Origin of the sequence: Cyanobium sp. NS01, assembly GCF_014280235.1 — a bacterium.
GTDB lineage: Bacteria > Cyanobacteriota > Cyanobacteriia > PCC-6307 > Cyanobiaceae > NIES-981.
The window spans coordinates 2,209,411-2,232,026 of record NZ_CP047940.1 but is presented as its reverse complement, the minus strand read 5'-3'; the positions used below and the strand labels follow the sequence as shown (position 1 = coordinate 2,232,026).

The 22,616-nt window shown below is 66.3% G+C and carries 20 protein-coding genes, 2 tRNA genes and 2 rRNA genes; 11 read left to right on the top strand and 13 right to left on the bottom strand.

The genetic code is table 11. The annotated features are described in order from the left end of the window. Nucleotides 1-316 precede the first annotated feature (316 nt). Nucleotides 317-3,204 (top strand): 23S ribosomal RNA (locus tag CyaNS01_RS11665). Nucleotides 3,205-3,350: 146 nt separating this feature from the next. Next, nucleotides 3,351-3,467, top strand: a 5S ribosomal RNA gene (rrf, locus tag CyaNS01_RS11660). Between the two features lie 126 nt (nucleotides 3,468-3,593). Here the strand turns inward: rrf and mtnC are convergent. From mtnC to CyaNS01_RS11640, 4 genes are all read right to left on the bottom strand, one after another. Continuing rightward, a complete protein-coding gene (gene mtnC, locus CyaNS01_RS11655; RefSeq protein WP_225875951.1) occupies nucleotides 3,594-4,373 on the bottom strand; it encodes an acireductone synthase in 780 nt (259 codons plus the stop codon). An 11-nt stretch (nucleotides 4,374-4,384) separates the two neighbouring features. Next, nucleotides 4,385-5,047: a methylthioribulose 1-phosphate dehydratase gene (mtnB, locus tag CyaNS01_RS11650; RefSeq protein ID WP_225875665.1), complete on the bottom strand. Its 663-nt coding sequence runs from the start codon at nucleotides 5,045-5,047 to the stop codon at nucleotides 4,385-4,387. Nucleotides 5,048-5,123: 76 nt separating this feature from the next. Further along, the gene (locus tag CyaNS01_RS11645) at nucleotides 5,124-5,969 is read right to left on the bottom strand and encodes a DNA-formamidopyrimidine glycosylase (protein ID WP_186697211.1); all 846 of its coding nucleotides are present in this window, start codon (nucleotides 5,967-5,969) and stop codon (nucleotides 5,124-5,126) included. An 80-nt stretch (nucleotides 5,970-6,049) separates the two neighbouring features. After that, nucleotides 6,050-6,259, bottom strand: a complete 210-nt coding sequence (locus CyaNS01_RS11640) for a photosystem I reaction center subunit IV (RefSeq protein ID WP_186697210.1) — start codon at nucleotides 6,257-6,259, stop codon at nucleotides 6,050-6,052. A gap of 141 nt (nucleotides 6,260-6,400) precedes the next feature. Between CyaNS01_RS11640 and CyaNS01_RS11635 the strand changes: the two genes are divergently transcribed. Next, on the top strand, nucleotides 6,401-7,441 hold the full coding sequence (locus CyaNS01_RS11635) for a hypothetical protein (protein WP_186697209.1): 1,041 nt from the start codon (nucleotides 6,401-6,403) through the stop codon (nucleotides 7,439-7,441). 32 nt (nucleotides 7,442-7,473) lie between these two features. Continuing rightward, nucleotides 7,474-9,102 (top strand): ATP-dependent DNA helicase RecQ, encoded by a 1,629-nt coding sequence (locus CyaNS01_RS11630; RefSeq protein WP_186697208.1) that lies wholly within the window; start codon nucleotides 7,474-7,476, stop codon nucleotides 9,100-9,102. 3 nt (nucleotides 9,103-9,105) lie between these two features. On the opposite strand, the gene CyaNS01_RS14865 is transcribed toward CyaNS01_RS11630, so the two are convergent. The 5 genes from CyaNS01_RS14865 to CyaNS01_RS11605 all read right to left on the bottom strand — a co-directional run bounded on the left by CyaNS01_RS14865 (nucleotide 9,106) and on the right by CyaNS01_RS11605 (nucleotide 13,198). Further along, nucleotides 9,106-10,728, bottom strand: coding sequence for a LysM domain-containing protein (locus tag CyaNS01_RS14865; RefSeq protein WP_186697207.1), 1,623 nt, complete (start codon nucleotides 10,726-10,728; stop codon nucleotides 9,106-9,108). Nucleotides 10,729-10,799: 71 nt separating this feature from the next. Further along, nucleotides 10,800-12,149, bottom strand: a complete 1,350-nt coding sequence (locus CyaNS01_RS11620; RefSeq protein ID WP_186700745.1) for an aldehyde dehydrogenase family protein — start codon at nucleotides 12,147-12,149, stop codon at nucleotides 10,800-10,802. Nucleotides 12,150-12,274: 125 nt separating this feature from the next. Next, a complete protein-coding gene (locus CyaNS01_RS11615; RefSeq protein ID WP_186697206.1) occupies nucleotides 12,275-12,955 on the bottom strand; it encodes a class I SAM-dependent methyltransferase in 681 nt (226 codons plus the stop codon). 79 nt (nucleotides 12,956-13,034) lie between these two features. Continuing rightward, nucleotides 13,035-13,106: transfer RNA gene (locus CyaNS01_RS11610), tRNA-Thr, on the bottom strand. 10 nt (nucleotides 13,107-13,116) lie between these two features. Beyond that, nucleotides 13,117-13,198 (bottom strand) — tRNA-Tyr (locus tag CyaNS01_RS11605). 54 nt (nucleotides 13,199-13,252) lie between these two features. Between CyaNS01_RS11605 and aroQ the strand changes: the two genes are divergently transcribed. The 3 genes from aroQ (at nucleotide 13,253) to CyaNS01_RS11590 (ending at nucleotide 15,082) form a co-directional block, all read left to right on the top strand. Then, complete coding sequence (gene aroQ / locus CyaNS01_RS11600) at nucleotides 13,253-13,693, top strand: type II 3-dehydroquinate dehydratase (RefSeq protein WP_186697205.1); 441 nt, start codon at nucleotides 13,253-13,255, stop codon at nucleotides 13,691-13,693. Further along, on the top strand, nucleotides 13,690-14,307 hold the full coding sequence (locus tag CyaNS01_RS11595) for a tRNA-(ms[2]io[6]A)-hydroxylase (protein WP_186697204.1): 618 nt from the start codon (nucleotides 13,690-13,692) through the stop codon (nucleotides 14,305-14,307). Before aroQ ends, CyaNS01_RS11595 begins: the two co-directional genes overlap by 4 nt. A gap of 79 nt (nucleotides 14,308-14,386) precedes the next feature. After that, nucleotides 14,387-15,082, top strand: coding sequence for a putative 2OG-Fe(II) oxygenase (locus CyaNS01_RS11590; RefSeq protein ID WP_186700744.1), 696 nt, complete (start codon nucleotides 14,387-14,389; stop codon nucleotides 15,080-15,082). Between the two features lie 20 nt (nucleotides 15,083-15,102). Here the strand turns inward: CyaNS01_RS11590 and CyaNS01_RS11585 are convergent, their stop codons facing one another. Continuing rightward, complete coding sequence (locus tag CyaNS01_RS11585) at nucleotides 15,103-15,942, bottom strand: MOSC domain-containing protein (RefSeq protein WP_186697203.1); 840 nt, start codon at nucleotides 15,940-15,942, stop codon at nucleotides 15,103-15,105. A 172-nt stretch (nucleotides 15,943-16,114) separates the two neighbouring features. Here CyaNS01_RS11585 and CyaNS01_RS11580 point away from each other — a divergent pair, with 172 nt between their 5' ends. Then, nucleotides 16,115-16,780, top strand: a complete 666-nt coding sequence (locus CyaNS01_RS11580; RefSeq protein WP_186697202.1) for an SDR family oxidoreductase — start codon at nucleotides 16,115-16,117, stop codon at nucleotides 16,778-16,780. Between the two features lie 3 nt (nucleotides 16,781-16,783). Here CyaNS01_RS11580 and CyaNS01_RS11575 read toward each other — a convergent pair whose 3' ends face one another. Further along, nucleotides 16,784-18,001, bottom strand: a complete 1,218-nt coding sequence (locus CyaNS01_RS11575; protein WP_186697201.1) for a S8 family serine peptidase — start codon at nucleotides 17,999-18,001, stop codon at nucleotides 16,784-16,786. A 410-nt stretch (nucleotides 18,002-18,411) separates the two neighbouring features. On the opposite strand from CyaNS01_RS11575, the gene CyaNS01_RS11570 reads away from it, so the two are divergent. Further along, entirely contained in the window at nucleotides 18,412-18,603 is a 192-nt protein-coding gene (locus CyaNS01_RS11570) for a hypothetical protein (protein WP_186700893.1), read from the top strand. Here CyaNS01_RS11570 and CyaNS01_RS11565 read toward each other — a convergent pair. Further along, on the bottom strand, nucleotides 18,600-20,117 hold the full coding sequence (locus CyaNS01_RS11565) for a glycosyl hydrolase family 57 (RefSeq protein WP_186697200.1): 1,518 nt from the start codon (nucleotides 20,115-20,117) through the stop codon (nucleotides 18,600-18,602). The genes CyaNS01_RS11570 and CyaNS01_RS11565 overlap by 4 nt on opposite strands. Nucleotides 20,118-20,462: 345 nt before the next feature. Then, entirely contained in the window at nucleotides 20,463-20,636 is a 174-nt protein-coding gene (locus tag CyaNS01_RS11560; protein ID WP_186697199.1) for a hypothetical protein, read from the bottom strand. Nucleotides 20,637-21,148: 512 nt separating this feature from the next. Between CyaNS01_RS11560 and CyaNS01_RS11555 the strand changes: the two genes are divergently transcribed. After that, entirely contained in the window at nucleotides 21,149-22,150 is a 1,002-nt protein-coding gene (locus CyaNS01_RS11555) for a 2-hydroxyacid dehydrogenase (protein WP_186697198.1), read from the top strand. 100 nt (nucleotides 22,151-22,250) lie between these two features. Continuing rightward, complete coding sequence (locus CyaNS01_RS14645) at nucleotides 22,251-22,544, top strand: hypothetical protein (protein WP_225875663.1); 294 nt, start codon at nucleotides 22,251-22,253, stop codon at nucleotides 22,542-22,544. Nucleotides 22,545-22,616 lie beyond the last annotated feature (72 nt).

The following is a 22,616-nucleotide window of genomic DNA, read 5'->3' as shown; positions in this document are numbered from 1 at the left end:
GGTGGCATGATGCTGGACTCCCAGTGGCTAGAGCATTTTAGATGTTTTAGTGGCTGAGGGTTTGGCGAAGAACCTTGACAACTGCATAGGTGAATCTGGAAATAAAGCATCTCATGGATGTTTGATTTCAGATGGATTGAAAGATCCAGATGAGATCAAATCAATTCTATGAAGTTAAGAGCCGAGAACTTCCAGTGTTCTTAGCACTCCGCCGAGGAGTGAAGAGTTTGATCCTTCATTCAAACCGCAACCGCAAGGGAGCAGGTGAATGTTGAGAGAATAGGCCTCAACAGCCTGAAGCACTGGGAGATGAAATGGTCAAGCTACAAAGGGCTCACGGTGGATACCTTGGCACACAGAGGCGATGAAGGACGTAGTTACCTGCGATAAGTCTCGGGGAGCTGGAAACACGCATTGATCCGGGAATTTCCGAATGGGGCAACCCCTAGAACGGCCACCTGAATCCATAGGGTGGCGCGAGCCAACCCAGCGAACTGAAACATCTTAGTAGCTGGAGGAAAGGAAAGTAAAAACGACTCCCTCAGTAGCGGCGAGCGAACGGGGAAGAGCCTAAACCGATGCTTTCGAGCATCGGGGTTGTGGGACAGCAACGTGGACCAGGGACGTTAGGAGAAGCGTTTGAATGGCGCGCCATAGAGGGTGAAAGCCCCGTAACCGAAAACGAAACTGGCCTAGCTGAATCCCGAGTAGCACGGAGCACGTGAAATTCCGTGTGAATCCGCGAGGACCACCTCGTAAGGCTAAGTACTCCTGTGTGACCGATAGCGCAACAGTACCGCGAGGGAAAGGTGAAAAGAACCCCGGGAGGGGAGTGAAATAGAACATGAAACCGTGAGCTTACAAGCAATGGGAGCCCGACTGATCGGGTGACCGTGTGCCTGTTGAAGAATGAGCCGGCGACTTATAGGCACTGGCAGGTTAAACCGGGAATGGTGGAGCCATAGCGAAAGCGAGTCTGAATAGGGCGATCGTCAGTGTTTATAGACCCGAACCCGGGTGATCTAACCATGGCCAGGATGAAGCTTGGGTGATACCAAGTGGAGGTCCGAACCGACTGGTGTTGAAAAACCAGCGGATGAGCTGTGGTTAGGGGTGAAATGCCAATCGAACCCGGAGCTAGCTGGTTCTCCCCGAAATACGTTGAGGCGTAGCGTCTTGTGCTCCAGCAGGGGGGTAAAGCCACCGTTTCGGTGCGGGCTGCGAGAGCGGTACCAAATCGAGACGAACTCTGAATACCCTGTGTGTAGCAAGGCAGTCAGACTGTGGGGGATAAGCTCCATGGTCGAAAGGGAAACAGCCCAGACCGCCAGCTAAGGTCCCCAAATCAATGCTGAGTGATAAAGGAGGTGGGATTGCCCAGACAACCAGGAGGTTTGCCCAGAAGCAGCCATCCTCAAAGGAGTGCGTAATAGCTCACTGGTCGAGCGATCCTGCGCCGAAAATGAACGGGGCTAAGCATTGTACCGAAGCTGCGGATTTAATTGTTCTTAGGAACAATCAAGTGGTAGGGGAGCGTTCCATGTGGGGTGAAGCGTTAGCGTAAGCGGGCGTGGACTGCATGGAAGTGAGAATGTCGGCTTGAGTAGCGAAAACATGGGTGAGAATCCCATGCCCCGAAACCCTAAGGGTTCCTCCGGCAGGCTCGTCCGCGGAGGGTTAGTCAGGACCTAAGGCGAGGCCGAAAGGCGTAGTCGATGGACAACAGGTTAACATTCCTGTACCTGTCATGTTTTGGGAAGGGGGACGGAGAAGGCTAGCCCAGCCAGACGTTGGTTACTGGTTCAAGCGTTCGAGGCGTTGAGGGGTGGAGAAAACATCCTGAGCTGAGGCGTGAGTACGAGCTGCTACGGCAGCGAAGTGGGTGACGTCAAGCTTCCAAGAAAAGCCCTATACCCGTTAAGGCATGATGGCCTGTACCCGAAACCGACACAGGTGGGGTGGTAGAGAATACCGAGGGGCGCGAGATAACTCTCTCTAAGGAACTCGGCAAAATGGCCCCGTAACTTCGGGAGAAGGGGTGCCACCGCAAGGTGGTCGCAGTGAAGAGGCCCAGGCGACTGTTTACCAAAAACACAGGTCTCCGCTAAGTCGCAAGACGATGTATGGGGGCTGACGCCTGCCCAGTGCCGGAAGGTTAAGGAAGCTGGTCAGCGTAAGCGAAGCTAGCGACTGAAGCCCCGGTGAACGGCGGCCGTAACTATAACGGTCCTAAGGTAGCGAAATTCCTTGTCGGGTAAGTTCCGACCCGCACGAAAGGCGTAACGATCTGGGCGCTGTCTCGGAGAGAGGCTCGGCGAAATAGAATTGTCTGTGAAGATGCGGACTACGTGCACCCGGACAGAAAGACCCTATGAAGCTTTACTGTAGCTTGGTATTGTGCTCGGGCTCGGAATGCGCAGGATAGGTGGGAGGCTATGAACCATTGCTTGTGGGTGATGGTGAGCCACTGGTGAGATACCACTCTTTCCGAGCTAGAGTTCTAACAGCCACCCGTTATCCGGGGGCTGGACAGTATCAGGTGGGCAGTTTGACTGGGGCGGTCGCCTCCTAAAAGGTAACGGAGGCGCGCAAAGGTTTGCTCAGGCTGGTTGGAAATCAGCCGACGAGTGTAAAAGCAGAAGCAAGCTTGACTGTGAGACCTACAAGTCGAACAGGGAGGAAACTCGGCTTTAGTGATCCGACGGTTCTGCGTGGAAGGGCCGTCGCTCAACGGATAAAAGTTACTCTAGGGATAACAGGCTGATCTCCCCCAAGAGTTCACATCGACGGGGAGGTTTGGCACCTCGATGTCGGCTCATCGCAACCTGGGGCTGAAGTCGGTCCCAAGGGTTGGGCTGTTCGCCCATTAAAGCGGTACGCGAGCTGGGTTCAGAACGTCGTGAGACAGTTCGGTCCATATCCGGTGCATGCGCAGGAATATTGAGAGGATTTCTCCCTAGTACGAGAGGACCGGGAGGAACGCACCTCTGGTGTACCAGTTATCGTGCCAACGGTAAACGCTGGGTAGCCATGTGCGGAGAGGATAACCGCTGAAAGCATCTAAGTGGGAAGCCCACCTCAAGATGAGTATTCCCATGGGTTAACCCAGTAAGGTCACGGGAAGAACACCCGTTGATAGGCTCTACGTGGAAGCGCAGTAATGTGTGAAGCGGAGGAGTACTAATAGACCGAGGGCTTGACCATCAACTTGAGCTCTTAACAGCTTGTTTCCAGAGGATGAGCAAGAGATGGCCGTCAAGGTTGTCTGGAGCTGATCTAACCTATGCAGTTCTCAGGGTTCAACCTGAGAGCAAGACAAGAAGCAGAAGGCTCCATGATGAGTCTTCTATCCTGGTGTCCATGGCGCAGTGGAACCACACCGATCCATCTCGAACTCGGTTGTGAAACGCTGCAGCGCCGACGATAGTTGGGGGGAAGCCCCCTGAGAAAATAGGTCGATGCCAGGTAAAACTTTTTGTGCTTTGCTCCGATGATCAAAAAGGCCACCCAAGAATGGGTGGCCTTTTTTTGTGCCGATTGTCCGTAGCGCCCATCAGTTGTTGGTTGCTGCGCCATGGTGGTGACTGGCCGATCTAGGTGCAGACGATCTCCAGGTTGTCGTAGGTGTCGACCACCGGGAAGCTGCCGCACGCACGGGCCGGATTCCCTGGACGAGAGCTGAATAAAGCCTGGAGGCCAGCCGCCTTGGCTGCTTCGCACTCGGCCAGGGCATCGCTGATGAAGAGCACGCGACAGGGGGGCACGTTCATGGTTTCAGCGATGGCCCGGTAGCTGGCGGCTTGCTGTTTCGCTCCGATCCGGGTGTCGAACCAATGCTGGAAGCAGGCCTTCAGATCACCACTGGTGCTGTGGCCATAGAGCAGTTGCTGCGCCTTCACCGACCCGGAGGAATACACGGCCAGAACGAGCGCCTGGTCCAGCCAGCGCCTGATGGCCTGGGCCACGTCCGGGTACAACGGTGCGCGGAGTTCGCCGCTGCTGTATCCAGCTTCCCAGATCAGTCCCTGGAGCTCCTTGAGTGGGGTGAGTTTTCGGTCTTGTTGCATCAAGAGCTTCAGATACTCAAGGGGGCAAGCGTTGCTTTTCCCCCGCAGCGCTACGGCAGCTGGATCGGGATCCTGCTCCAGGGCTTGTAGGCTCTCCCGTAGGAGTGCCTGAACAACGGCGCTCTCGCCATGATCTTCGAGGTAGCCCGCCATGCGGTGCTCCGCATAGGGGAAAAGCTGATCGGCGACGTAGCTCACCGGGCAGGTCGTGCCTTCGATGTCCAGGAGTACGTGGCTCACGCCTCGCACCTGCACGATCGGACCGGGGCTGGGGCTTTGGGGCGCTACGGGGTTCACGGGAGGCACGGACAACGTCTTCAGGACTGGGTTGCAGGCGAGTCCAGCAGCGCCTGAAGCAACAGCTGCCGCCAGGCCTGCTCCAGAAGGAATTCATGGATTTCCAGGTGACGGCGGGCCTGCTGCAGATCCTTGCCCCACACATAGAGACCATGGCCAGCGACCAGGAGGCCCTTGGGGGCGTCTCTCAGGAGCGGTCGCGCCAGCGCACTCAGTCGCTTGAGGTCCTGGTCGTTGGCCAGCACCGGCAACTGCACAGTGGTGGCGTGGGTGTTCATGCCTTCGAGGCCCTTAATCATTTCCAGATCGCTGATGCTGAAACAGCCCACTCCGCCGTCCCTGGGCCGATGTTGCAGCGACAGCAACGTGCCTGCCTGGGAGTGGGTGTGCAGCACCGCCCCGGCGCCGGTGGTCTCCACGATCGTCATGTGCAGGCGCGTTTCGGCACTGGCCCTGCCCTTGCCCTGCAGCACGCGGCCGTCACCATCCACAGTGATCAAGCTCTCAGGTACTACAGCTCCTTTATCCACCCCGCTGGGCGCCATCAACAGGGTCAGGGGGGAGGTGCTGAGCACGCAGCTGAAGTTGCCGCCTGTGCCGTCACACCAGCCGCGTTGGTGAATGTCTGTCATCGCCCTGCTGAGGGCGCTGGCCAGTTCAGCGGACTTGGGCTGGTTGGACACGGCTTGCAGGAGAACTGGTCAAGGTCGGGGCGCTCGGGCTAAGGGACTGCACGGTTTCCATTGTCATGGCTGGCAGTCATGACTGGCAGTTCGGGCACCAGTGGCTGCTGCGGCCCGCCAGCTTCTGACGCTGGATCGGTTGGCCGCAACGCCGGCAGGGCTCGCCGCCGCGGCGATACACCAGGGCCACGCCGCCGTAGTTGCCGTTGGTGCCCGTGAGGTCGCGGAAGTCGCTGAAGGTGGTGCCGCCGGCGCCGATGCTGATGCTGAGCACCTCCACCAGGGCCTGGCGCAGGCCCTCCAGCCGGGTGCGACTGAGGCTGCCGCTGGGGGAGTGGGGGCGGATCCCGGCGGCGAACAGGCCTTCATCGGCGTAGATGTTGCCCACACCGGCCACCACGGCCTGATCCAGCAGGGCGTTCTTGATCGGGCGGCTGGAGCCTCGCAGCCGCTGGCGCAGATAGGTGGCCGTGAAATCCGGGCCCAGGGGCTCGGGGCCCAGCCGCTGCAGGCCGGTGATCACGGCCTCAAGCGGCTGCTCGGGTGGCACCCACCACATCTGGCCGAAGCTGCGGGTGTCGATGAAGCGCAGCTCCTGGCCAGCGGGATTCCAGAACTGCACCCTGGTATGGGAGCAGGGCTCCCGCGACTGCTCAAGCCAGAGAAACTGCCCCGTCATCCGCAGGTGCACGCCCCAATGGCCCGCATCACAGCCCTCGCGGCTGAGGTCCGCCATCAGATACTTGCCCCGGCGGCTCCAGCTCTCCACCCTGCAGCCCTGCAGGGCCTCGATGAAAGCCGCTGGATCGGTGGGGCTGGCCACGGCCCTGGCCCGCAGCACGGCGGCCCGCTGGATCGTGAAGCCCCGGGTGCGTTGCTCCAAGCCCCGCCGCACCGTTTCAACTTCTGGAAGTTCCGGCACGGCGAAGCTGAGCGGGGCTGGGCGTCAACGATCCTGCGCTCCCATGGCAGGGGGATCCGCCATGGGCCCTGAGCCGAGGCTCAGGCCTTGTCGAGTTCGGCTTCGGCGAAGTTGTTGGTGTTGATGCCCCCCTCGGAGCCGCTGTAGCCGGTGTAGTTCACCTTGTCGAAGCGAACCACCACCGGGTAGCGGATCCCGGAGGTGTCGACCGAGGCGACGGTGCCGACTTCGTTGAACCAGTAGGACTCGGGGCGCTTGATGCGCACTTTGTCGCCGCGGGAAATAGCCATCGCTGCGCTGTGGATTCGGAGGCTGTCGTAGAGGAAGATACCCGGCCCGCCAGGGGCGGTTGGCGGTGGCGTCACGTTTCGTCGCCCTTGCCCGAACCGCACCCGTGGGAGCATCGGCGGCACTGCTGCCGGCACCGGCCCATGGCGCCCACGGAGCTCTCCGCCCCGCCCGTTCTCTCCCTGGAGCTGCCCGATCCGGACAGCGACACGATCAGCACCATGGAGTTCCTGGCCCGCCTCGAGGAGGCCTGGGCCGTGTGCGACCGCTTCGACCTACAGACGGAGATCTGGCGGGGGCGGATCCTGCGGGCGGTGCGGGATCGCGAAAAGCGCGGCGGCGAGGGCCGCGGCACCGGCTTTCTGCAGTGGCTGCGGGAGCGGGAAATCAGCAAGACCCGCGCCTACACCTTGATCCAGCTGGCCGAATCGGCCCAGGACCTGGTGGGCGAGGGGTTGCTGGAGGAGGAGAGCGTGAACAACTTCTCGAAGCGGGCCTTCCTGGAAACGGCCCAGGCGGATCCGGAGGTGCAGCTGATGATCTCGGAGGCCGCCAACGAGGGCCAGCAGATCACCCGCAAGCAGGTGCGGCGCCTCAGCGACGAGTTCACCGCCGCCACCAGCCCCCTGCTGCCTGAGGAGATCCGCCAGCGCACCGCCGAGAACCTGCTGCCGCCGCGGGCGGTGGCGCCCCTGGTGAAGGAGCTGGCCAAGTTGCCGGAGGAGCAGCAGGACGACCTGCGCCGGGTGCTGCGGGAGGAGCCCGAGCTCGAGCGCATCCGCGACGTGACCAGCACCGCCCGCTGGCTCTCCAAGGCGGCGGAGGCGGCCCTGGCGGTGCGGGCCTTTCAGCAGGGAGACCTGCAGTTCGAGAAGGCCCTGCAGGAGGCCCAACGCCTCGACGCCCTGGGCCTGCTGGCCGATGCGGTGGGTCAGGCCCAGGCCCTGGAGGCGGCCGCCCTGAAGCTGCACACCAGCTGGCGGCGGCTGGGCGGATTGCAGGAGAGGCTCTGGGTGGAGAGCGGCAGCAGCACGCCCCACCTGCGCGACCTGCTCACCGCCCTGCAGTCACTCAGCGGCAACGTGCTGCGCGTGTCTCTGGGGGAGCTGGCCGGCGGCAAGCGGCTGCGGCTGCAGCTGGTGGAGGAGAGCCCCGAGCAGTTGCCGGCCCCGCCGTTGCCCTGATCCACCCCACATCTGGGGCCGATTAAGGTTGTATGGCACTAGCTGTGGTGATCTTGGTGTCTCCCGGTCCGGACGCTGCCTCGTTGGCTTCGCCGGCCCCGGTGTCGTCAGCGCCGGCGACTCCCCTGAATCCCGGAGCGGATCGGCTGGCCGACGCGCTGCGTCGCCATTTCGGTTGGCATGAGTTCCGTCGGGGCCAGCGGCCGGTGGTGGAAGCCCTGCTGGCCGGGCAGGACTGCCTCGCGGTGCTGCCCACGGGCGGTGGCAAGTCGCTCTGCTTTCAGCTGCCCGCCCTCGTGCGCGAGGGGCTGGTGCTGGTGATCTCCCCCCTGGTGGCCCTGATGCAGGACCAGGTGATGCAGCTGCAGCGCCATGGCATCGCGGCGGCCTGTCTGCACAGCGGCCTGGGGCCTGCGGAGCGCCTGGGCCTGCACCGGAGCCTGCGGCAGGGGCGGCTGCGGCTGCTCTACCTGGCCCCGGAGCGGTTGCAGGGGGAGGCCACGCGCCGCCTGCTGGAGGAGGTGCTCGACACCGGCCGGCTGGTGGCCCTGGCCGTGGACGAGGCCCACTGCATCAGCGCCTGGGGGCACGACTTCCGCCCCGACTACCGCCGCCTCGGCCAGCTGCGGGCCCTGTGTCCGGGGGTGCCGCTGGTGGCCCTGAGTGCCACGGCCGCGCCGCGGGTGCGCGCCGACATCATCCGCCTGCTGCAGCTGCGCCGGCCCCTGGTGCAGGTGCGCTCCGCCCGCCGCGCCAACCTCACCTACACGATGCGGCGACGGCCTGCCGATCCGCTGCCGGCGGTGCTGGAGGCCCTGGAGCGCAGCCATGGTGCCGTGCTGATCTATGCCCGCACCCGCCGCTCGGTGGAGCAGTGGGCCAGCCGGCTCACCGCCAGCGGCCGCGAGGCCATCGCCTACCACGCCGGGCTGGACGCCGAGAGCCGTCAGCTGGCCCTGGAACACTTCCAGCGGCAGCCGAACCCCGTGCTGGTGGCCACCGTGGCCTTCGGGATGGGTGTGGATCGCCCCGATGTGGGGCTGGTGCTGCACCTCGATCTGCCCGCCAGTGCGGAGGGCTATCTGCAGGAGTCCGGCAGGGCGGGCCGCGACGGCCTGCCGGCCCACTGCCTGGTGCTGTTCGACCCGGGGGATCGCAGCTCTCTGGGCTGGGCGATCCGGGGAGCGGGGGCCGCTGCAGCCCGGCTGGCTGACGCGCGCCACCAGGGCCGGGTGGAGCTGGCCCAGCGGCAGCTGCGCCGCATGGAGGCCGTGGCGGAGGGCGAGGGGTGCCGCGAACAGGCCCTGCTGCTGGCCGTGGGCGAGGTGGTGGCACCCTGTGGCCGTTGCGACCGCTGCCAGCGCCAGGACCAGCGTCAGGACTGGGCCCCCCAGGCCACCGCGCTGCTGGAGGCGCTGCTGCCCCGGGACGGCCGCGACCTGCGCAGTCTGGCGGCCGATCTGGCCGGAGCCGGCGCCGGGGACACAGGGGAGCTTCAGGCAGATGAGCTTCAGGCAGAGGAGCGCTGGGCCTGGCTGGCGCGGCGCCTGGTGCAGGAGGAGCTGCTCAGCGAGAGCGATGACGGGGCCCAGCGCCTCTATCTGCAACCCACGGGTCGGCACTACCTGCGCCAGCCCTGGCCGCTGCCCTGGGCGGCCTGAGCGTCAGCCCCCCTTGGTCTTGCAGAGATCGGTCACCAGCTTCTGCTCGTGGTCGTCGGTGGGGTCTTCCCAGGTGTTCCACTGGCCCGACTGGCTGGTGGCATTCACCTTGCGAGCGCCGCAGTTGATCGCAAGGTAGAGGGGGTCTCCTTCGCTGTTGAGGGTGGGGGCCACGTAGCTGCCGCCCATGGGCTTCCAATTGGCCCAGTCCACCTGCAGGGGCCCGTAGCTGCGCCAGTCGTGGGTCTCATCGCTGGCTGGGCTGGCTGAGGTGCTGGTGCCGGCGGGCCTGGTGGTCGTGCTGCTGACCGCCCGGGCGGCGATGGTGGAGCTGGTCGCCGCGGCGCTGGCTGCCTTGGCTGGGGCGGCGGTGACCTGGCTCACGCTGCCCACCCCGGCGGTGGCCAGGGCAAGGCGGCTGCTGGTGGTCAGTGAGCTGGTGGTGGCACGGGCGCTGCTGACTGCCGCGTCGGCTTGGCTTGCGGCGGCTGCCGTGGCCGTGGCCGCCGTGGCTGTGGCTGCGGGAGCCATGCTGGCCCTTGGGGCCAGGCCATCGGCTGCGGTCTCGGCGCGGGGCGCCAGGGCACCGCTGGCCTGAATCAGGGGCTGCTGGGCGGCTGGAGCGGCGGCAGGTTCTTCTGTGGGCGCTTCAGAGGAGGTGCTTGGGGGCGAGGTGGTGCTGGCGGGCTCCTGCGCCGCCGCCGTCTGATCTGGAGTGGGGCTGGGCTCTGGCTGCGCCATGGGCTTGGCGACAGGCTGGGCAACAGGTTTGGCGACGGGCTTGGCGGCCGCTTTGGCGGCGGGTGCCGCCGCGGTCTTGGCGGGCGGGTTGCCCACCAGCTTGAGACGCGTGCCGGCTAACACCAGATCCGGATTGTCAAGCCCGTTGAGGGCGCTGAGACGGGCCACCGATGTGCCGTAGCGGCTGGCGATGTCGCCCAGGCTCTCGCCAGGGCTCACCACGTGCTCCTTCGCCGTGGCGGAGGCCTTCGCGGAGCTGGAGCTCTTCGCGGCAGGGCGGGAGCCGGGGCGGACGGGGATCTGCAGCCGCGAGCCGGCCATGACGTGGTCGGGGTCACTGATCCCGTTGATCTGGATCAGCCGCTCAGTGCTGGTGCCGAAGTGAGCGGCGATGTCGGAGAGGGTTTCGCCGCCCTTCACCGTGTAGGGCGCCGTGGGGGTGCTCTTGCGGGACGCGCCGGCGGCAGCGGCGGCGCTGCTGCGCCCCCCGCCCGGGATCAGCAGCTGCTCGCCCACCATCACGTGGTCGGCATTGCCGAGGCCGTTGGCCTGCATCAGCGCCGTCAGGCCCACCCCTTCACGGGCGGCGATTTCGGAGAGGGTGTCCCCGGGCTGCACGGTCACCCTGCCGCCCCGACTGCCGGAGGCCCGCGGCGCGCTGCGGCCGGAACCGGGGATCACCAGGGTCTGGCCCACCATCACATGGTCGGGGTTGCTGATCCCGTTGGCCTGCATCAATCCCGAGAGGCTCACGCCGTGGCGCTCGGCCAGTTCAGAGAGGGTTTCGCCGGAGCGGACCACCACCTGGGCGTGGGCGGGGCCAGCCAGGAGCAGGGGCAGCGGCGACGCCACCGCCAGGGCCAGGGCTGCAAGGGCACGGTGCATCGACGCTACGCAGAGCTGGCGTCAAGGTAAGGGCTCTGATCGCCTCGTCCAGCCCCCCAGGCCCAGCTGGATCAGCCCAGCAGCCGTTTCACCAGCGCGAGCTTGCCGGCGTAGGGCGGGTAGCGCACGGGCAGATCGAGCCAGAAGGGGCGGCTCAGCACACTGCGCTGGTGGGAGAAGGTGTCGAAGCCGGCCTTGCCGTGGTAGCGGCCCAGGCCGCTCTCGCCGACGCCTCCAAAGGGAAGGGCTGTGGCCCCGGCCTGCATCACCACGTCGTTGAAGCACACCGAGCCGGAGCTGGTGCCGGCCAGCACCTGCTGGCGGGCGGCCTCCGAGCGGCTGAAGAGATAGAGGGCGAGGGGTTTGGGCCGTGAGCGCACCTGGGCCAGGGCCTCCTCGAGGTTGGCCACGCTGAGCACGGGCAGCAGCGGTCCGAACAGCTCCTCCTGCATGAGGGGATCGTCGCCATCCGCCACGGCCACCAGGGTGGGGGCGATCTTGCGGCGGCTGGGGTCACAGGCCCCGCCGTGGAGGATCTGGCCGCGGCTGCGGGCCACCTCCAGCAGGGCCTCCAGGCGTTCGTACTGAGCCTGGTTCACGATCGTGCCCAGGTCGGGGGAGGCGAGGGGATCGGGGCCGTAGAAGCTGGTGAGTTCGGCGGCGATTGTCTGCACCAGGGGCTCCCGCACGGATGCGGCCACCAGCAGGTGGTCGGGGGCGATGCAGGTCTGGCCGGCGTTGAGGCTCTTGCCCCAGGCCAGTCGCCGGCCGCTCACGGCCAGATCGGCGTCGTCGAGCACGATCGCCGGACTCTTGCCGCCCAGCTCCAGCGTCACCGGGGTGAGATGGCGAGCCGCTGCCGCCATCACCAGCCGCCCCACGCGGCCGCCGCCGGTGAACAGGATGTGATCGAAGCGCTCTTCCAGCAGGGCCGCCGCCACAGCGCCGTCGCCGCTCACCACCTGCACCACCTCCTGGGGAAAGGAGGCGGCCACGGCCAGAGCCAGCAGCTCAGCGGTGTGGGGAGCGTGCTCGGAGGGTTTGATCACCGCCGTGTTGCCGGCGGCCAGGGCGCTCACGAGCGGATGCAGGCAGAGCTGGGCCGGATAGTTCCAGGGGCCGATGATCAGCACGCAGCCGAGGGGCTCGGGCTGCACCCAGGCCCGACCGGGCTTGAGGGCCACATCCAGGGCCACCCGGCGCGGAGCCATCCAGCGACGCAGCTGGCGGCGGCTGTGGCGCAGCTCCTGGCGCACAGCCACCAACTCGAAGTGGGCCTCCACGGGGGGCTTGCCCAGATCAGCGGCCAGGGCCGCAGCGATGGCCTCGCCGTGCTCGTCGAGCAGCGTCTCCAGGCGCTGCAGCTGCTCCAGCCGCCAGGCCAGCGGCTGGGTGAGGCCCCGGCTCACCGGGTCGCGCATGGCGGCCACAGCCACGCTGAGCAGGGCGCCGGCAGGCGCTGGGGGGCTCTCCACGGTCACGGCATCGAGGGCAAGGCGTGGCTTCAGTCTCACGGATACCCCCGGCGCAGCGTGGCCCTCCCCGCTCAGCCCCAGGGGCGGGCGCTGATCACGGCGAAGAACGGATCGCCATGGCCTCCCACCCAGCCGAGCGGCCCCGGCGCCCGGGTGGCCTCGGCCACCAGCTCCGGCTGACCCCAGCCCTGGGCCAGCAGCACCCTGGCCACGTAGGCGAGGTGGTCGCGATCGCCGCCGTCGGTCCAGATCTGGGGTGCCTTCTGGAAGAACATGCGGTTCGAGAAGGCCACGATCAGCTGCCCGTGGGGGCGCACCACCCGCAGCAGCTCCGCCGCCACGGCCTCCGGCTGTTGCAGGTATTGCCAGCCGGCCACGATCAGGGCCGCGTCGACGCTGGCATCCTCCAGCGGCAGGCGCTGGCTGCTGTTGAGGTTCTGCACCCAGTGGCGGTTGAGACGGGGGTTGGCCTCCAGCTCCCTGGCGTTGAGGCCGTGACCGATCACCGTGTCGTACTGGATGTCTTCGGGCAGGTGGCTCACCCAGCTGCTCATCAGATCCAGCACCGTGGCGCAGGGGGGGATCCGTTCGCGGTAGAGGGCGCTGAGCCGCTGCCGGAAGCCGGCATCGAGATGATGCACCAGGCGCGGCTCGGCATAGAAAAGGGCGTCGTCGCTGCCGTCGAGCTTGAAGCGCTCCGCCTCACTCAGCACCAGCACCGGCTCGGCCGGAGAGCTGTTGGGCTGGGCCATGGCGTCAGAAGCGTGAGGCCGCAGTGTGCCGGCTCCAGCCGGGGCAGTGTGGTTGCCCCGGGGTGCCACCGGGGAGAAGAGCCCTTGACGAGATTTGAACTCGTGACCTCTCCCTTACCAAGGGAGTGCTCTACCACTGAGCTACAAGGGCATGTGGAGGATGGGCCGGGTTGGATTTGAACCAACGTAGGCAGAGCCAGCGGATTTACAGTCCGCCCCCATTAACCACTCGGGCACCGACCCGAACCACACCGCAAGAACTTACCAGCCGACTAAGCCGGCCACCGGCCGTTCTCCATGCACTTCCTTGTCCTCCATGGACCCAACCTGAACCTGCTGGGCAGCAGGGAACCCGGGCTCTACGGCAGCGCCAGCCTGGAGCAGATCAATGCCGATCTGCACGAGCGCGCCACGGCCCTGGGCGTGAGCATCGACTGCGTCCAGAGCAACCACGAGGGCGCCCTGGTGGACCGGATCCAGCAGGGCCGCGGCGCCGTGGACGGCATCGTGATCAACGCCGCCGCCTACACCCACACTTCCATTGCCCTGCGGGATGCGTTGCTGGCCGTGGCGATCCCCTATGTGGAGGTGCACCTCAGCAACATCCACGCCCGCGAGCCCTTCCGCCACCACTCCCATCTGGCCGACAGGGCCGTGGGGGTGATCTGCGGCTTCGGCGCCGGCAGCTACCTGCTGGGACTGGAGGGCCTGGTGGCCCACCTGCGGGCCGGCCGGTGACGCAGGTCTCAACCCCTAACCCTGCGGCCGCGGCGCGCATCCGCTGGCTGGCGGCCCCCAGCCAGCGGGCCTGGCTCGAACAGGCGATCGCCCACCCCGATCTGGTGTTGATCGACCATGCGCACTGCGAGCGCAAGGCCGCCGGGGTGGCCCTGCAGCTGATGTTCCGATACCCCAGCGACGCAGCCCTGGCCCTGGCGCTCAGCCCCCTGGCCCGGGAGGAGCTGGAGCACTTCGAGCAGGTGGTGGCCCTGCTGCAGCGGCGCGGTGGGGCCCTGCGGCCCCTGGCGCCGCCGCCCTACGGTGCCGGGCTGGCCAAGGCGGTGCAGCGCCAGGAGCCGCAGCGGCTGCTGGATTCCCTGCTGGTGGCCGGCCTGATCGAGGCCCGCAGCCACGAGCGCATGGCCCTGCTGGCCGCCCACAGTCCGGAACCCGAGCTGCGGGCCCTCTACGCCGCGCTTCTGGCCAGCGAGGCCCGCCACTTCGGCCTCTACTGGGTGCTGGCGGAGCAGCGCTGGCCGCGCCCGCAGCTGGTAGCGCGGCTGGAGCAGCTGGCCAGCCTGGAGGCCTCGCTGCTGGCGGAGCTGCACCCCGAGCCGCGCATGCACAGCTGATCCCATCGGCTGTGCCGTCCAACAGTGCGGGCATCTGCAAGAGTTCTGCGGGATGTCCTGCAGCGCCATGGAACCCCGCATGGAGGTGTTGAGCCTCTTCCCCCGCCACCTGCTGAAGGGTGAGTTGCCCGGCCCCTTGCTGTCGGACCTGCAGCAGCTGGCCCACAGCGTGCGGGCCGAGCCTGGTGTGGCCCCGGATGCCTCGGTGAAACTGGCCGGCCAGCTGGCCCTGCAGCGGGAGCTGGGGCCCCAGTATCCGCCGGTGGTGGAGCTCTGTGCCCAGGTGCTGCTGCCGGCCTGTGAGCGCTGGATCCGCCATGTGGTGGACCAGCAGCCGCCCGAAGCCCACGGCCCCTGGGCGCGGGGGCGCTACCAGCTGCAGCTGGTGGATGTGTGGCTGAACGTGCAGCGGGCCGGCGATTACAACCCCACCCACACCCACGGCGGCACCTTCTCGGGTGTGGTGTTTCTGGAGGTGCCCCCCCAGATCACGGCGGAGCGCTTCGATGGCCAGCTCTGCTTCTACGGCCCGGAGGACTGGCACATCCAGAGCTTCCGCACCGGCATGGCCCACTACGTGGTGCCGGTGCCGGGCGATTTCTACGTGTTCCCCGCCTGGCAACCGCACTCCGTCGCCCCCTTCCGGGGCGCGGGGGATCGCCTCTCCCTCGCTTTCAACGTGGTGGCCGTGCCGCCCCAGGCCAAGGCGGCGCCGGCGCCGGTGGGCAATGTCTCCCTCTCCACCAGCCGCCGTAAGCCGGGCGGCTTTCGCTGAGGCTGCCGCTGACACCTCCCTCAGCTGAGCAGCACCGGATCCCCCACGGCCACGGCCCCCGGCTCCAGCACCGAGAGGCGAACCCCGGCCACCACCTTGTTGTGGCGAGCCGTGGCCCGCAGGATCTCGATCTCCTGGGGCAGGCCGCCCTGGGCCAGGGTGGTGACCACGCAGCGGGGGCAGTCGCCATCCACCCGCAGCAGGGCCCCGCGGCCCAGGCGCAGATCAGCGCCGATCCACTCCTGCTCCACGAACCCCTCGCCCGGTCCGCAGGGGCGGATCAGCAGGTTGGGGCGAAAGCGCTCCACGGCGAAATCGAGCTGGGGTTCCAGCTGTCGCAGCCGCTCCAGGGTGGCGGTGGTGAGGGCATGGATGGGGCAGGCATCAAAGAACGTGCCCTCCGGCAGCGGCAGTTCGTTCACCACATTCTGAAAATCCCGTTCCGGCACATCGGGCCAGTACTGATCCAGGCTGGCCCCCGCCGGGGCCTGGTGCAGCAGGCTCACCTGCCGCCCCAGCAGCCGGGACAGGGCGGCATCGATGCCGGGATCGCTGCTCAGCAGGGGGGCGGCCGCTGGGGCGCCAGCGCTTGGCTGTTCCGGCGCAATCGCCAGCGCCGGCAGGGGCTCACCCGGCTGCGGTGGTGAGCCATAGCGGGCGCGATAGCCCAGCAGGGCCTGCCAGATCAGGGGGTTCTTGGCACTGGCCACCCGCTGGGTGGCGTGGTCCCAGAGGGCATAGGCCCGGTCACCGCAGATGCCGCCGGGGGTCACGTCCACCTGCACCGGGCGCTCGCCCTGCATCGATTTGAGCGGGTAGCGCCACAGCGCCTCCACGTGGCCCACCAGGCGTTCGGCCATCTCTGCGAGGGGGGCTGTGAGGCTCCATTGAACCCCCCGATGCCGGCATGAACCGTTCACCCGGCACTGCCAGGCGTAGCCAGGGCCCAAGCAGAGCGGGGAGGTCTTGGCTGGGGCGAGGGGAGGTGAGAGGGTGCGGCGGTCTCCCTCCCCCCGCCGCCGGGGTTCCGCCATGGCCACCTGTCTGATCACCGGCGCCAACCGCGGCATCGGCATGGCCTACTGCCGCCAGCTGCAGGCCCGCGGCGACCGCGTGATCGCGGTGTGCCGCACGGCCTCACCGGAGCTGGAGCAGCTGGGCGTGCGCATCGAGGCGGGGGTGGACCTCACGGTCGAGGAGGCGGTGGCGGATCTGGTGCGGCGGCTGGAGGGCCTGCCCCTCGATGTGGTGATCCTCAACGCCGGTGTGCTGGAGCGGACCAGCCTGGAGCGCCTCGATCCAGCCAGCCTGCGACGCCAGTTCGAGCTCAATGCCGTGGCGCCGCTGCGGCTCACCCAGGCCCTGCTCAGCCAGCTGCACCAGGGGTCGAAGCTGGCGCTGATGAGCAGCCGCATGGGCTCGATCGCCGACAACAGCTCCGGCGGCTCCTACGGCTACCGGATGTCGAAGGTGGCGCTGGGCATGGCGGGCAAGTCGCTGGCCCACGACCTGCGGCCGCGTGGCATCGCCGTGGCGATCCTGCACCCAGGCCTGGTGAGCACCCGCATGACGGGCTTCACCAGCCAGGGGATCAGCGCCGAGGAGGCAGTGGAGGGCCTGCTGCAGCGCATCGACGCACTCAGCCTGGAGAATTCGGGCAGCTTCTGGCATGCCAACGGCAGCGTGCTGCCCTGGTGATCCCTACGGGGCCTGCACCATGCCGTCGCCGCGGTCGAGCACGTCCTGATCCGGGGCGAGGCCATCGAGGCTGGCCATGGCCCGCAGGCGGGCCTGCACCGCACCGGCGTTCACCGGCACGCCGCGCTCGCGGATCGCCTGCCACCACAGGGCCGCCACGCCGGCCACGTGGGGCGCCGCCATGCTCGTGCCGTTGAGGGCCGTGAGCCCCCCGCCCGTGGCGGCGGACACCACATTCACCCCCGGAGCGGCCAGCACCGGGTTGGTGTTCGAGAACGAGGCCACCGTGAAGCCGCTTGGCCCCTCCCCGAGGGCGCCCACCGACAGCACCCCCAGGGCCGCGGCCGGCACCGACGCCGAGAGCTCGAACTGCGGCCGCCTGGACTCGTTGCCGCTGGCCGCCACCACCACGGTGCCGCCGTTGAAGGCGGCGCGGGCTTCCAGCATGGCCAGCAGACGATCGAACATGCGCAGGTTCATGCGGTAGCCCTCCAGGGCCGCGCTGGTGGCCAGGGCCTCGGGCCAGCCCTGGCTGATCAGGTTGGCCGCCAGGCCGGGGAAATCAAAGCCGAGCGACATCGACAGCACCTGGGCGTTGTTGCGGATGGCCCACTCCATGCCGTTGAACAGCATCTCGGAACCGCCGCCGCCCTGATCGCCCAGCACCTTGCCGATCAGCGCCGTGCTCACGCCCCGGGCCACACCGATGCGCTGGCCGTCCACGTCGCGGCCAAACACTGTGCCGGCGCAGTGGGTGCCGTGGCCGTTGACATCGCCATCGCCGTCGCCGCTGAAATCCAGCTCGGTGATCGCCATTCCCGCGAAGGCGGGGTGGTTGCGGTCGATGCCCGTATCGAGGATGGCCACGCTCACCCCTGAGCCGTCGAAGCTGCTGCGGTCAGCCCCCACGGCCCGTACGCCCCAGGTGGGGCCCGTGGCCGCGGCCGCGGGTGCACCGGGGGCGTCCGATGGTGTGGGGGAGATCAGGCGCGTGGGCATGGAGCGGGCCACGCCGAGCACGTCGGGGTCACGGGCGGCGTCGCGCAGGTCCGCAGGGCTGAGCGTCTCCAGGCTGATCGCGGGTTCCGGGGGCAGGTCGGCGGCCGGTTCGAGGCCAAAACTGCGCACGCCCGGGTAGGGCAGGGAAGGGCTGGACAGGCCAGTGAAACGGCGCCCTTGATTGAGATCCCGAAGCAGAATAAAGTGTTGTGACGTACTCATGAAGCTATTCCGCCAAGGTTGCATCACTGATGGCATCCAGGCATGCCAGCTGGATTCCGTCAACTGACGCAAAACGCCTTGGCCAGGGCCGTTTTGTGCCACCCACAGGAGGGCTGCTGGACCAAGACAGTAACCACTCGAACAACTCTTTACGAGGGCACCCGCAGGCCGCCTGCGGTCTCCATGCCGCAACGGTGCTCTCAGTGAAGTTGTTCAGATCGTGATCGGGAGACTTGCCTCAAGGGGATCTAGTGGAACTGAATGAGTTCATGCTTCCTGGATCAGATCATCTGTCTCAGCGGGATTTGAAGGACATCTGTTTCAGGGGGACCTACCCCGGTCTCCACCCCTTCGGTGCTGCATGACACTGCAGCTGGACCCCGGCTCCGGTAGCCAGGACGACCCTGGAGATGCCGATGAGCCCCCTGTTCGCCTGTTCGGGCTGCGGCGTTCAGATCGAGCGGTCGGTGCGGCTCTATCGGGAGCAGAAAGGGCGGCTGTTGTGCTCCACCTGCAAGGACAGGCTGGAGCGCAGCGCGGGGGGGTCGCCGGCACCGGGTGCTGACGAAAGCCCTCGGCCGCCCCTGGCCCCTTCCTCCTAATCAGCTCCTTGGTGTTGCTCGAGGCCAGGGGCGGCGGCGGCATCGATGGCGGCCTCACCGCGCCGGTGGATCTCGCGGGCGTAGTCGGTCCAGGTTCCCTGGCCCCAGTAGCGGAAGCAGCTGGTTTCCAGCAGCAGCAGATGCAGCAGGGCGTTCTGGTAGGGCGCGGTGCTGGTGACGGAGGGATCGTTCTCCACCAGGGGATCGAACACCTGGTGAAAGCGGGCACTGAGCCGCTGCATCGGCTCCAGCACGTTGGCGTAGCCCTCCACCCAGCTGAGGTCGTTGGTCCAGGAGGCTCCCGCCATCGAGAACTCGGGGTCGCTGGCCTGGAGCTCGGCGATGGCGGCTTCGGTGGCCTCGGGGGTGGGGGGTCCGCCCGCCGTGCGCTCGTCCACGACCTGCCACAGCTTGTGGTGATGGATCGCCTGAACTCTGGGATAGTCCGCTGAGCTGACTCCGGCCGCAGCAAGTCGTTCGAGGTAGTCGCTGCCGTTGATGGCCACCGTGGCCGGGCCAGGGCCCGATTCGCTGCCCTGGGCGGCAATCCTGTGATGGGCCTGGATGAAGGCGGAGGGGAACTCGTTCATCATCACGCCACCATTCTCCCCATCGGCAATCTGGGACACCAGGGCGGGAATTGTGGTTCCCGCCAGCTGCAGGGGCTCTAGTCCAAGGGCCTCATAACAGGGCTGCATCTGGCCCACCAGCTTGGTATCGGAGCCCTGGGTTTTGATCAGAACTGTGATGGACAACGTAGCACCAGAGGAATTGCATGCCACCAGCTGATTGGGACCGTACTTCTGGCCATGGCTGAGGCTGGAACCGTCCAGGTTTTCCACGCTGTGCTCCTGAACCAGCAGCCACTCATAGCCGCACTCCTGCAGGGCCTTCACCAGTTCGTAGAGGCTGTCGGGATGGTTGGGGAGATGCATCTCCGGCAGTGAAAACCCCTTCACCCGCTGCAGAGCCTCAGCGCCAAACAAGGTTTCAAAATGCTGTTGCCAGGCCAGGATCTGCAGCTTGAGGTCTGGAATGGGAGTGGACGGAGCAACGGCATGGCTCCAGAAGCTGCCGAGCCATTCCACATGGGGCTGCAGGCTGGGATCGCAGCTGAGGCGTTTCAGGGCCTCGAGGATGTCGCGGCGGCCCATCTGCTCAAAGCCCCAGAGCAGGTTGCCTGAGTAATCCAGCATGATCCGAGGGTCGCAACCCTCTTGAATCAGCTGGGGGATAATCTCAGCGAGGCGCCTGTAGCACTGGGCAAAGGGCTCTGCGTTGTGGTTATCACCTTCCTCCGGATGCTCCAGCATGTACTGGAGATGGGAGATGAGTGCACCATCAACGCCGGCCGGAATCGTGGGTTGGTGCATGTGGAGGGCACAGGCAAAACCGGAGCGGATCTGCTCCAGGCTGCGCCCCTGGGGAGATCGAACAGCGGGGCCGCGTTGCTCCACCAGGCCGAGGATCTCGGCTTCTCGTCCCGCGATCGGCGGCAGGGATGGGCTGGTCATGGCTGTGGTGTCGCGCTGATTCACCAGGCCAACGCGGGCGTTGAGCGGGTCTTGCAGGCTCAGTCTGAAGGCAGGTGGTGGCTACAACTTGCACAGGCGTGTGAATCCACAAGACCAGGCCTCAAGGCAAAGCTTGATGCGTTGTTTGTTGACCGCGTCTGCCGCCTTCGTGCCAAGGCCTGTCAAGCACCTCTCAGGAGCAAAGCTAAAGATCTGATGCTGATCGCCAATCAGGAGCACCTATTGATTGAATATGTGATTTTCTGCTGGCTTGGATCAGATCAGGCGATGCATCTGCCGCGTTCACTTCGGCTTCCAGGCGGCTGCTGCCCGGAATCCATAGGTTCATCGGCTGAACGCCTTCCAGAGCCACCAGGCAGCCACAGCCACCAACACCCAGGGAAGCAGGGAGCGGAACACCAGCACCACCGCCAGCACGACCAGGGCCGACACCGCCGTTCTTCTGGTGAGGGCCTTGGCCTCATCGGTCATGTAGCGCCAGCGCGGCAGCAGAGGCATCAGCGGGGACCCTGCAGGGGCTCACAAGGCTGGAAGCCTAGAAGCTCATTGGGGTCGGAGTCGGCCGCGGGCCGGCCTGCTCAGCCGCGGGCCATGCCATCGGCGATGCATGGCGACAACGTGCGCGCCTGTGGGGTGCTCCGGCCGGTCCTCAGCACCCCGGCGGCAGCCGAGCTGATCATCCTTGCCGTGCAGCGGGTGGGCTATAAGGCCCCCGAGTCAAGCCGTTGTCTGGCGGCGCCTCGGTTCAGGAAGCATCTGTGTTCAGGAAGGATGTGTGTTCAGGGAGAGTCTGTGTTGCGGAGGATGTTGCCGTGGGGTCATTTCTGCGCTTGGCAAACAGATTCTAATGGTCATGGGAATCCGACCCTGAAGAGATCTCTGTGACGCCATCCATGGCTGAACATTTCCGGCTTTCCTGACGAGCCGGGGCCAGGGCCGGTGGGCTGACGAGGCGTGGCTAGAGTGCTTCGGTCACAACCGTACTGCTCCCCACAATCTTCATGCAGAGGATGCAATGCTCTGTGGCTGTCTATGACACAAAGCCCTACGACCTGCTGCATCTGCCGGCGGCGGCTGGCCCTGATGTGGACCTGCGCTTTCTGAATTTTCGCCTGAGCGTGGACACGGCCGGCACCGCCGATGGGGCTCGGGCTGTGTGCGTGTTCGTCAATGACGCGATTGACAAGCACTGCCTCGAATCCCTGGCCAGCCGGGGCGTCGAGCTGGTGGCCCTGCGCTGCACCGGCTTCAACAACGTGGATCTCCAGGCGGCCCGCGATCTCGGTGTTGCCGTGACCCGCGTGCCCGTCTACTCCCCCAATGCCGTGGCCGAGCATGCCGTGGCTCTGCTGCTCACCCTCAATCGCCAGGTGCATCGTTCGTTCAACCGGGTGCGGGAACACAATTTCTCTCTGCAGGGCCTGGTGGGTTTTGATCTCAATGGCCGCACGGCGGGCATTGTGGGAACGGGCAAGATCGGGCGCATCCTGGCCAGGATCCTCCGGGGCTTCGGCATGGTGGTTGTGGCTTACGACCCCTATCCCGATCCGGCCTGGGCGGCACGAGAGGGGATCACCTATGTGGATCCGATCACTCTCTCCAGCCTCAGCGATGTGATCTCCCTCCATGTTCCCCTGACAGCCGAAACCCATCACATCATTCGCCGAGAGACCATTGACTGCATGAAGCCCGGTGTGATCCTCGTGAATGTGAGCCGGGGTGGCCTGATTGATACCGTGGCCCTGATCGAAGGCCTGAAGTCCGGGCGCCTGGGTGGGGTGGCACTGGATGTGTATGAGGAGGAGGAAGGGGTGTTTTTCGAGGATCTTTCCGGAACGGTGTTGCAGGATGATCTGCTGGCACGGATGCTCACCTTCCCCAATGTGCTGATCACGGCGCACCAGGCGTTTCTGACCCATGAAGCCCTCAACGACATCGCTCGCATCACCGGTACGAATCTCCAGTCGCTGCTGCAGGGAGTCCCCTTCGTGGAGGGCTCCCTGCTCACTTAAGGAGCGCCTGAAGGTGTGGCCGTGTCCAGCGGCTGCATCCACGGCCGCAGCCATAGGTTGAGAGTTCCGTTCTCCGCAACCGCCAAGGGCCCGTGGTCTGATGCCTGCTCTCTTCCAACCCCGTTCGCTGGCCCTGCTGATCGGCGGTGCCGTCTTGGGCCTGCTGCTCAACCATCTGCTGGCCGGGGCGGGTGTCGTGCCCGTCAGCAGCTGCCTGCCCCTGCGCGCCCTGCTCTGGCCAGGCGCTGCGGTGGTGGTCGCCGCTCTGCTGGCCCGGGCCGTGGTGGTGGTGGCCCGGCTGGGCATCCGGGTGGAGATCTTCACCCGCAGCCCGATCGACATCGGGACTCAGCGCCGGCCGATTCAGGCTGCGGTGACCAAAGTGCGACTCTGAGCCGAGCTCAGCGGAGCCCAGGGCCCCGAATCCGCTCCAGCCCCCCGAAGGTAGAGAGGAAGACCGCCGGCT